Source organism: Rudaea sp. (assembly GCF_036383415.1).
Taxonomy (GTDB): Bacteria; Pseudomonadota; Gammaproteobacteria; order Xanthomonadales; family Rhodanobacteraceae; genus Rudaea.
Map to the genome: position 1 here is coordinate 1 of NZ_DASVOK010000078.1, position 9,000 is coordinate 9,000.

A 9,000-nucleotide genomic window follows, 5' to 3' on the forward strand; every position below is an offset into this window, starting at 1 on the left:
CGGAATTTTTCGTTTCAAGGCAGTCCCTGGTTTTCGCAGAGGTAGTACATGCAAACGTTTTCGCGCAGACAGTTTCTCGGAGCCGGAGCGGCGCTGGTCGTGGCGTCATTGTCGCGGCGGCTGCCGGCCAATCCGCTGGACAAGCCCGTCGGCATCCAGCTCTGGACCGTCAACGACACGCTCAAGCACGATCCCGCCGGCACCTTGAACAAGCTCGGCAAGATCGGTTTCAAGGAGGTCGAGGCGGCGGGCTTTGTCGGTCTCGCGCCGAAGGAATTCCGTCGCTTGCTCGACGATGCGGGCCTGCGCTGCCCGAGCGCGCATCTGCAGTTCGACATGGACAATCTCGGCAAGGCGTTCGACGAGGCGCATGCGCTCGGCGCGACGTACGCGGCGGCTTCGTCGCTGATCGAGCCAGTCGGCAAGGCGATGTCGACCAAGCTCGAATGGAAATCGGCGATGAGCCGCGAAGAAGCCAAACGCACGGTCGACATCGCCAACCGCATCGGCGAAGCGGCGAAGAAGGCGGGACTGCAGTTCGCCCTGCACAACCACGATCGCGAATTCGTCGACCTCGGCAACGGCGAGGTCGGCTACGACATCGTCTGGCGCGAGACCGATCCGAAGCTCGTGCAATTCGAGATCGACTGCGGCTGGATGGTGTTCGCCGGGCGCGATCCGGTCGATTACTTCAAGAAGTATCCGGGCCGCATCCCGCTGATCCACGTCAAGGATTTCCAGCCGAAGAAAAACAAGGACGGCAAGCCGATGGCGGAAGAAATGCTCGGCTCCGAACTCGGCCGCGGCACGGTCGACTACAAGCCGATTTTCGCCGCGGCAAAGGCAGCCGGGCTCAAGCACTATTTCGCCGAGCAGGAAGGGCCATTCTCGCGCATGAGCCAGCTCGAGGCGGCGCAGGTCGCCTACGACTACCTGCATTCGATCAGCTGATTTTGCGACGGGCCTGGTGATGGAAAAGAATACTTTCGATGCAATCGTAGTCGGCACGGGCATTTCCGGTGGCTGGGCCGCGAAGGAACTGACCGAAAAGGGACTCAAGACGCTCGTGCTCGATCGCGGACGCATGGTGCGCCATGGCGAATATCCGACCACGACCGAGGATCCGTGGCAGCTTGAGCACGGCAACAAGCCGACCTTGCACGATCTGGAACGCCAGTCCGTGCAGGCGCGCACGGGCTACACGATCAGCCCGGCATCCAAGCACTGGTTCGTCGACGACGTGGACAATCCGTATGTCGAGAAATATCGCTTCGACTGGATGCGCGGCTACCACGTCGGCGGCCGCTCGATCATGTGGGGTCGGCAGAGCTATCGCTGGAGCGAGATGGATTTCGAAGGCAACGCGAAGGACGGCGTCGCCGTGGATTGGCCGATCCGCTACGCCGATGTCGCGCCGTGGTACGACTACGTCGAGACGTTCATCGGCGTCAGCGGTCAAAACGAGGGATTGGCGCAGTTGCCCGACGGCAAGTTCCTGCCGCCCATGGAACTCAACTGCGTCGAGCGCGAGTTCCAGAGCAAGCTCAAGGACAAGTTCGGCCGCGCGCTGACGATCGGCCGCGCCGCGCACCTGACCGGACCGCTCACGCACAATGAGAGCCCGCAGCGCAGCAGCTGCCGCAATCGCAACATGTGCATCCGCGGCTGCCCGTTCGGCGGCTATTTCAGCAGCAACGCAAGCACGCTGCCGTCGGCGCAGAAGACCGGCAACATGACCCTCGTGCCGAATGCGATCGTCTACGAGCTGATCTACGACGCGAAGAAGGGCAGGGCCACCGGCGTGCGCGTGCTCGACGCGGAAACCGGCGCGCAGACCGACTACTTCGCGAAAGTGATTTTCCTCTGTGCGTCGACGTTCGGTTCGACCCAGATCATGCTCAACTCGATCTCCGACCGTTTCCCGAACGGCTTCGGCAACGACAGCGGCGAACTCGGCTGCAACATCATGGACCATCACCTCGGCGCCGGTGCGAGCGCCATGGTCGAAGGTTTCGATGATCGCTACTATTCCGGGCGCCGCCCGAACGGTTTCTATATCCCGCGCTACCGCAATCTCGGCAAGGAGAAGCGCGAGTACCTGCGCGGCTTCGGCTATCAGGGCGGTGCTTCGCGCGCGGGTTGGGGCAGCCTGCAAATGGCGAGCGAACTCGGCGAGGAGTTGAAGAAGAAAGCGCAGGCGCCGGGACCGTGGAGCATCGGCATGGGTGGCTTCGGCGAGATCCTGCCGTATCACGACAACCGCGTGACGCTCGATCGCGATCGCAAGGACAAGTACGGCCTGCCGATCCTTTCATTCGACGCGCGCCTGCGCGAAAACGAGCTGCGCATGCGCAAGGACATGATCAACGACTCCGCCGAGATGCTCGAGGCGGCGGGATACCGCGACGTGCGCATCGTCGACGAGACCTACGGCATCGGCCTCGGCATCCACGAAATGGGTACGGCACGCATGGGGCGGGATGCCAAGACGTCGGTACTCAACGCGTTCAACCAGGTGCATGCGTGCAAGAACGTCTATGTCACCGATGGTTCGTGCATGACTTCGGCCGCGTGTCAGAACCCGTCGTTGACTTACATGGCGCTGACCGCGCGCGCGGCCGACCACGCCGTGCGCGAGCTCAGGCGCGGAAATATTTGAGGACGAAACCATGAATCGTCGCGAAGTATTGCAGCGCGTCGCCTTGTTGATGGGCGGTGCAGTTTCCGCACCGGCGGCCTTCGCCGTGCTAAATGGCTATGGAAAGGAGCCCGGGCCGGACTGGAAACCCGCCGTGCTCGGCGAGCCGGAACTGGCAGTCGTTTCGCGGATCGTCGACATAATGATCCCGCGCACCGACACGCCCGGTGCGCTCGACGTCGGCGTTCCCGCGTTCATCGACGGCATCCTGAAAGACGTGTACTCGCAGGACGCGCGCGATCGCTTCCTGCAGGGTGCTCGCGATTTCGATGCGGCTGCGCGTGAAGCGCAGCATAAGCCTTTCGTGAAACTGTCGGCGCAGCAACAGAAGGCGTTCGTGCAGAAATCCCAGGATGCCGCGATCGCCGACGAGCGTGCCTTGAGCGAGCGCAAGCAGAAAGCGCTCGTGCAGGAAATCCGCGACGTCACAATGCTGCCGCAACGCACCGAGACTGCGCCGGAAACGCATCAGCGTGCCTTCATCCTGACGGTCAAGGAACTGACCTTGCTCGGCTTCTTCACCTCGCAGCCGGGTGCAACGCAGGTGCTGTAATACGTGGCGATCCCCGGTGCCTATCACGGGTGCCTGCCGGTGAATCAGGCCGGCAACGGCAAGCGCTGGGCGACGTAGCTGCGGAGGATTGCGGTCGATATGATGGGAATCTTTTCTCTCTATCGGTCGGTTTTCGCTCATGAGCCACAACTATCGTTTTCGCATCGTCAACGTCTTTGCCGAATCGCGCCTGAGCGGCAATCCACTCGCCGTCATTGAGGACGCCAGTGGACTGAGCGACGAAGAAATGCAGCAGATCGCGCTGCAGTTCAACCTCTCGGAAACGACGTTCGTGTTGCCATCGGCCGACGCCGACGCGCGCGTGCGCATCTTCACCACGACCTTCGAAATGCCGTTCGCTGGCCATCCGACGCTGGGCACGGCGCATGTGCTGCGTTCGCTGGGACGGGCAGGTGATGCGCTGCGCCTTCACCTCAATGCCGGCGTCATCCCGGTCGTCGCGCAAGGCGACGTGTGGACGCTGACTGCGAACGTGCCGACCCAGCGCGCCTACGAATTCACGCGTGCTCAACTTGCGCAGGCGCTTGGTCTGCAGGAGAGCGACATCGCCGGCGAGCCGCTGTGGATGAATGCAGGAGTGGAGCAACTGATCGTGCCGCTCGCGAACGCCGACGCGGTGGCACGAGCACGCCCGCAACCCGACGCCTTCACCGCCCATTGCAGCAACGCGCGCGAAGCCCAGGCCTATGTCTACGCATTCGACGGCACGAAGCGCGTGATCAGCCGCTATTTCTGGGGACAGGGCGGCATGATCTCCGAGGACCCAGGCACCGGCTCGGCCTGCGCGAATCTTGGCGGCTATTTGCTTGCCAACAACTCAGTGGTGCCGTTCGCGTTCGACGTGCATCAGGGTGCGGCAACCGGACGGCCGTGTCGGCTGCATTTGACCGTGGATGGACAGAGGCGCATCCACGTCGGTGGTCGCGTGGTCGAAGTAATGCGCGGCGAACTGCAGCTCGACTGAAAATCGCAGGAACAAAGCCGCCGGCGTGCGGACTCTTCCTGCGCAGAAGCGGCATCGTTACACCTCTGCCGTCGCCCCGCACCAGCAGGCGAGCGCTTGCTCGTCAAAGTCGCAGTCCGCATCCAACTGGGCGAGTCGCATCAGGCAGCCTTTGAACGCCTCCGCGTCGGTGCGCAGGCCGAGCAGGCACATGCTTCGCAGGATGCGCGTGATGCGCAGGTTGTTGTGCGTCGGTGCTGTCGCCCATTTGGTTTTGCGGTCGTCCCAGTTCTCGCCCTTCTCGACATGCCATGTACGCTCGCGCAAGCCATAGAAGCGCAGCATGCGCAAATACGCGCTGCGCAGTCGATCACGCATCACCTCATTCGCTCTGAACGCGGCGATCGTTTCGCTGTCGAGCCACGGCGCATGCGGATTTGATCCGCTCGGCTCGGGCAGTGGGAACAGCCATTGCACATACCCCTGCGTGCGTTCGAGCCAGTCGTCGCCGCGCGCGAGAATATCGGCCAGCCGCCGACCGCGATTGTCGGGCTGGTCGTGCAGATAGAACGCGAAGATCCGAGCGCTTGCTTCGTTGGAATCGTGAGACAAGACGAGGCCTCAAGTCTTGGCCGTATTGCTAGTACAAGCGCAAAACAGATCGCTCGCCTATCACGTCGAGTCGAAAATGCTTTCTGTCGAGGTCGCCAGCCGTGATTCCCATGGCCAGGGAATCGACGGCTCTGGACGGCAGAAAACAAAAAACCCGCATGGGAGCGGGTTTTTCGGGTGCTTTCCGGATCGCGTTGGACTGCGTCGGACTCTGTATTGGTGCCCAAGGGGGGACTCGAACCCCCACACCTTACGGCGCTACCACCTCAAGGTAGTGCGTCTACCAATTCCGCCACCTGGGCAATTTGTTTCGGCTTGATGCGCCAGCCAATACGGTGCATTGCGAGCCGCATATGATACCCGCCCCGGCTCGCGCCGGTAAAGGGATCAGTGCTTTTTCGGCGCTTCTTTCTGCGTTTCGGTCTTGGCTTCCGCGGGCTTCGCCGGAGCGTCGCCTTGCTTGACCGGTGCCGTCGTCGCAGCCGGAGCCGGTGCGGCGGGCACATCGGACTGGGCCGCCGGAGCGGCGGAGCCGGTCGCGGGGGCGACAGGCACGTCGCCGTTGGCGGTCGGAGCTGCAGGCTGCGCGGGAACCTTCGGGGTTTCGAGCGCGCCCATGACGCCGAGGTCATTGCCGGTGGGCGTGAGCGTGCCGGCGTTCTTCAGGTACCAGGCCATCGCGAGGCTGAGCAGGAAGAAGATCGTGGCGAGGATTGCCGTGCTGCGCGAGAGGAAGTTGCTCGCGCCACGCGAACCGAACACGGTGCCCGAGGCGCCGCCGCCGAAGCCCGAGCCGGCCTGGGCGCCGGCTCCGCGCTGGAGCAGGATCAGGATGGTCATCGCGATCGCGATGAGCACGTAGACTATGTTGAACAGAGTGAGAACCATTTTGAATCCAGGGAATCAGGATTGCGCCGCAGCGCAGATCGCGAGGAAATCCGCAGCAACGAGCGAAGCGCCGCCGATCAGTCCGCCGTCGATGTCCGCCTGCGCGAACAGCTCGGCCGCATTGCCCGGCTTGACGCTGCCGCCGTAAAGGATGCGGAGCGAGCCGGCAATTCTAGCATCCAATTCAGCGACTTTGCTACGGATGAAGGCGTGCATTTCCTGCGCCTGGGCGGGGGAGGCGGTACGGCCGGTGCCGATCGCCCAGACCGGTTCGTAGGCGACAATGGCGTTTTCGAGCGCGCCGATGCCGGAAGCGGCCATGGTCGCGCCGAGTTGCTCGGCGACGACGACAAAGGCCTGGCCGCGGTCGCGCTGTTCCAGCGTTTCGCCGATGCACAGGATCGGGACCAGCCCGGCCTCCTGCGCGCGGGCGAATTTTTCGGCAACGCAGAACGCGTTTTCGTGATGCAGCGTACGCCGCTCGGAGTGGCCGACGAGGGTGTGCGTGGCGTCGATGTCGCGGACCATCGCGGCGGCCGTCTCGCCCGTGTAGGCACCCTGCTTGTGTTCGCTCACATCCTGGGCGCCGAAGATCAGGCGCGTCTTGGCATGACGCGCGACCAGTTCGGCCAGGTAGACGTGCGGCGGCAGGATGGCGATGTCGACCGCGTCGAGTGCGTTCGATGTGCAGGCGTTGGCGATCGCATCGACCAGTTCGTGCGCGGAGGCGCGGGAGCCGTGCATCTTCCAGTTTCCGGCGACGAGCTTGCGACGTGACATGGGCTGTTCTCGGCAGCAGGGTGATGTACAAAAGAATACATGCAAGCTGCGACCGGCGGCCCGCGGCGGCTTGTCGCGCGCCGCGAGCATCGCATGGGCACCTCGAAAGACCGTAGCGAGCGAAGAGAATTTGCGCGTCGCCGGAGCGCAGGAACCGGAGTGTACATACGAGTACATGAGGATTCCGAGCACCGCCGGCGCGCAAATTGTCGAGCGCAGTAGGTTTTTCGAGGTGCACACAAGTTGTTGCATCGCGCAAGCGTTGGCAAGACTGAACGCGCGGACTATCATATTCACGTTGAGCCGCTGCCGTTTGCGCGGCTCCGGATGTGAATCCGTCGTCTTTCCGTTGCGATGCGGCCTGCGCCGTGTAGTCGGGTTCGACTGTTTTTCTGGATTGACCGCGCTGTGCGGTCGCTGATGCGGCAGAAAACTCCACAAGCTTTTGGAGTTTCCTGACCAGGGATGGTCTGATGCGAGCGCACTGCGCTCGCGTAGCCGAGTCCGGGCATGTACCGGACTCGGCGCGTCTGAAAAAATCCCGGACGGATTTTTTCAGACAATTGAAGGATGGGCGGAGGCTTTGCGTGCTGGCTGAATATTTTCCGATTTTGCTGTTTCTTCTCGTCGCCGGCGGTATCGGTATCGCCCTGCTGTTGATCGGTGCCGTGCTCGGCCCGCGCAGCAAGAACAAGGAAAAGTCCGAAGCCTACGAATGCGGCTTCGAGGCCTTCGAAGACGCGCGCATGCAGTTCGACGTGCGCTACTACCTGATCGCGATCCTGTTCATCCTGTTCGATCTCGAAATCGCGTTCCTGTTCCCGTGGGCAGTGGTGTTCAAGCAGATCGGCCTCGTCGCGCTGGTCGAGATGGCGATGTTCCTCGCGCTGCTGCTGCTCGGTTTCGTCTATTGCTGGAAGAAAGGCGCCCTGGAATGGGAATGACCGCCTGCCTCGGAGCGCGATTTGTCGAAGTCGCGGCTTCTATTGAAAAGTCCGGCCATGGATGGTCGGTTCTTGATCTTGGCAAACAGGGATGTGAGCGGAAATAAATATGAGCAATACCGAAACCACAATCGAGAAGCATCTGTTCACCAATCCGGTTGCGACCGGGCCGGTGGAAGACATCCTGCGGCCGGGCGAGGGCAATCCGTTGCTCGAGCGCGGTTTCGTCACCGCTTCGCTCGACTCGCTGATCAACTGGGCGCGCACCGGCTCGATGTGGCCGATGACGTTCGGCTTGGCCTGCTGCGCGGTCGAGATGATGCACGCCGGTGCGGCGCGCCTTGACCTCGACCGCTACGGCGTCGTGTTCCGCCCGAGCCCGCGCCAGTCCGACGTGATGATCGTCGCCGGTACGCTGGTCAACAAGATGGCGCCGGCGCTGCGCCGCGTCTACGACCAGATGCCCGATCCGAAGTGGGTCATCTCGATGGGTTCCTGCGCGAACGGCGGCGGCTACTACCACTATTCCTACGCCGTCGTGCGCGGCTGCGATCGCATCGTGCCGGTCGACGTCTACGTGCCGGGCTGCCCGCCGACCGCGGAAGCGCTGGTCTACGGCATCCTGCAGCTGCAGAAAAAGATCCGCCGCTCGAGCCCGATCGGCGAGAAACAGATCGCTTCGGCCAACTCGCCGCAGAAGCAGGTCATCAACAGCAACATCATCGCGCGCACATGAGCGACACGCCCGCCACCTCTGCCGAGGCGCCCGCGGCGCCGACCACGCTCGCGCAGCGCATTGCTGCGCGGCTCGGCGACAAGATCATTTCGACCGGCGAATCATTCGGCGAAACCAGCGTCGAGGTGCTGCCGGAAAACTGGCTCGCCGTAGCGCAGGCGCTGCGCGACGAGGCCGATTTCCATTTCGAGCAGTGCATCGATGTCTGCGGCGTCGACTATCTGAGCTACGGCGACGACGAGTGGGATACGCGCGACGTGTCCTCCACCGGCTTCAGTCGCGGTGTCGAAGGTCGCAACGTCGGCCGTTTCAAGTGGGGCGAGACGATGAGTGCCGAGGGCGGCAGCGCCCGAGGCATCATACCGGTGGCCGAACTGCAGCATCGCTTCGCCGCGGTTGCGCATCTGCTCTCGATCAAGAACAACCAGCGCGTGCGTATCCGTTGCCATGCGCAGGACGATGCGCTGCCGGTGGTGCCGTCGTTGACCGGAATCTGGCCCGGCGTGAACTGGTTCGAGCGCGAGGCGTTCGATCTGTTCGGCATCATGTTCCCCGGCCATCCGGATTTGCGCCGCATCCTGACCGACTACGGCTTCATCGGCCATCCGTTTCGCAAGGATTTCCCGCTCTCCGGATTCGTGGAAATGCGCTATGACCCGGAACAGAAGCGCGTGATTTACCAGCCCGTCAGCATCGAGCCGCGCGAAACCGTGCCACGCGTCGTGCGTGAGGAACATTACGGGGATGTCGAATGACTGCCTCGAGCTCGCGGGTCATTGGGATGAACTTTAGCTCCGACGTAACTTTGGCTTCGCAAAAGTTAGT

General features: G+C 62.8%; 10 protein-coding genes and 1 tRNA gene. 7 read left to right on the forward strand and 4 right to left on the reverse strand.

Features of this window, described 5'->3' with window-relative positions; all coding sequences use genetic code 11:
* Nucleotides 1-48 precede the first annotated feature (48 nt).
* The 4 genes from VF497_RS02700 to VF497_RS02715 all read left to right on the forward strand — a co-directional run bounded on the left by VF497_RS02700 (nt 49) and on the right by VF497_RS02715 (nt 4,236).
* A complete protein-coding gene (locus VF497_RS02700) occupies nt 49-951 on the forward strand; it encodes a sugar phosphate isomerase/epimerase (RefSeq protein WP_330886006.1) in 903 nt (300 codons plus the stop codon).
* A 19-nt stretch (nt 952-970) separates the two neighbouring features.
* Nucleotides 971-2,659: a GMC family oxidoreductase gene (locus VF497_RS02705; RefSeq protein WP_330886008.1), complete on the forward strand. Its 1,689-nt coding sequence runs from the start codon at nt 971-973 to the stop codon at nt 2,657-2,659.
* A 10-nt stretch (nt 2,660-2,669) separates the two neighbouring features.
* The gene (locus tag VF497_RS02710; RefSeq protein WP_330886010.1) at nt 2,670-3,251 is read left to right on the forward strand and encodes a gluconate 2-dehydrogenase subunit 3 family protein; all 582 of its coding nucleotides are present in this window, start codon (nt 2,670-2,672) and stop codon (nt 3,249-3,251) included.
* A gap of 139 nt (nt 3,252-3,390) precedes the next feature.
* Complete coding sequence (locus VF497_RS02715) at nt 3,391-4,236, forward strand: PhzF family phenazine biosynthesis protein (RefSeq protein WP_330886012.1); 846 nt, start codon at nt 3,391-3,393, stop codon at nt 4,234-4,236.
* 57 nt (nt 4,237-4,293) lie between these two features.
* Here the strand turns inward: VF497_RS02715 and VF497_RS02720 are convergent, their stop codons facing one another.
* The 4 genes from VF497_RS02720 to tpiA form a co-directional block, all read right to left on the reverse strand.
* On the reverse strand, nt 4,294-4,827 hold the full coding sequence (locus tag VF497_RS02720) for an opioid growth factor receptor-related protein (RefSeq protein WP_330886014.1): 534 nt from the start codon (nt 4,825-4,827) through the stop codon (nt 4,294-4,296).
* Nucleotides 4,828-5,044: 217 nt separating this feature from the next.
* Nucleotides 5,045-5,129 (reverse strand) — tRNA-Leu (locus VF497_RS02725).
* 85 nt (nt 5,130-5,214) lie between these two features.
* Nucleotides 5,215-5,715: a preprotein translocase subunit SecG gene (secG, locus tag VF497_RS02730; protein WP_330886016.1), complete on the reverse strand. Its 501-nt coding sequence runs from the start codon at nt 5,713-5,715 to the stop codon at nt 5,215-5,217.
* Between the two features lie 15 nt (nt 5,716-5,730).
* A complete protein-coding gene (gene tpiA, locus VF497_RS02735) occupies nt 5,731-6,495 on the reverse strand; it encodes a triose-phosphate isomerase (RefSeq protein ID WP_330886018.1) in 765 nt (254 codons plus the stop codon).
* A 587-nt stretch (nt 6,496-7,082) separates the two neighbouring features.
* On the opposite strand from tpiA, the gene VF497_RS02740 reads away from it, so the two are divergent.
* From VF497_RS02740 to VF497_RS02750, 3 genes are all read left to right on the forward strand, one after another.
* Nucleotides 7,083-7,439 carry an NADH-quinone oxidoreductase subunit A gene (locus VF497_RS02740; protein ID WP_330886021.1) on the forward strand — a complete coding sequence of 119 codons (357 nt, stop codon included), beginning with the start codon at nt 7,083-7,085 and terminating at the stop codon, nt 7,437-7,439.
* Nucleotides 7,440-7,548: 109 nt separating this feature from the next.
* The gene (locus tag VF497_RS02745) at nt 7,549-8,175 is read left to right on the forward strand and encodes an NADH-quinone oxidoreductase subunit B family protein (RefSeq protein WP_330886023.1); all 627 of its coding nucleotides are present in this window, start codon (nt 7,549-7,551) and stop codon (nt 8,173-8,175) included.
* Entirely contained in the window at nt 8,172-8,930 is a 759-nt protein-coding gene (locus tag VF497_RS02750; protein WP_330886025.1) for an NADH-quinone oxidoreductase subunit C, read from the forward strand. Before VF497_RS02745 ends, VF497_RS02750 begins: the two co-directional genes overlap by 4 nt.
* The last annotated feature ends 70 nt before the right edge of the window (nt 8,931-9,000 follow it).

Coding starts and splice junctions, on each gene's coding strand:
- VF497_RS02750 (WP_330886025.1), top strand. CDS start 8,172: ATGAGCGACACGCCCGCCACCTCTGCCGAGGCGCCCGCGGCGCCGACC.
- VF497_RS02715 (WP_330886012.1), top strand. CDS start 3,391: ATGAGCCACAACTATCGTTTTCGCATCGTCAACGTCTTTGCCGAATCG.
- VF497_RS02700 (WP_330886006.1), top strand. CDS start 49: ATGCAAACGTTTTCGCGCAGACAGTTTCTCGGAGCCGGAGCGGCGCTG.
- tpiA (WP_330886018.1), bottom strand. CDS start 6,495: ATGTCACGTCGCAAGCTCGTCGCCGGAAACTGGAAGATGCACGGCTCC.
- VF497_RS02710 (WP_330886010.1), top strand. CDS start 2,670: ATGAATCGTCGCGAAGTATTGCAGCGCGTCGCCTTGTTGATGGGCGGT.
- secG (WP_330886016.1), bottom strand. CDS start 5,715: ATGGTTCTCACTCTGTTCAACATAGTCTACGTGCTCATCGCGATCGCG.
- VF497_RS02705 (WP_330886008.1), top strand. CDS start 971: ATGGAAAAGAATACTTTCGATGCAATCGTAGTCGGCACGGGCATTTCC.
- VF497_RS02745 (WP_330886023.1), top strand. CDS start 7,549: ATGAGCAATACCGAAACCACAATCGAGAAGCATCTGTTCACCAATCCG.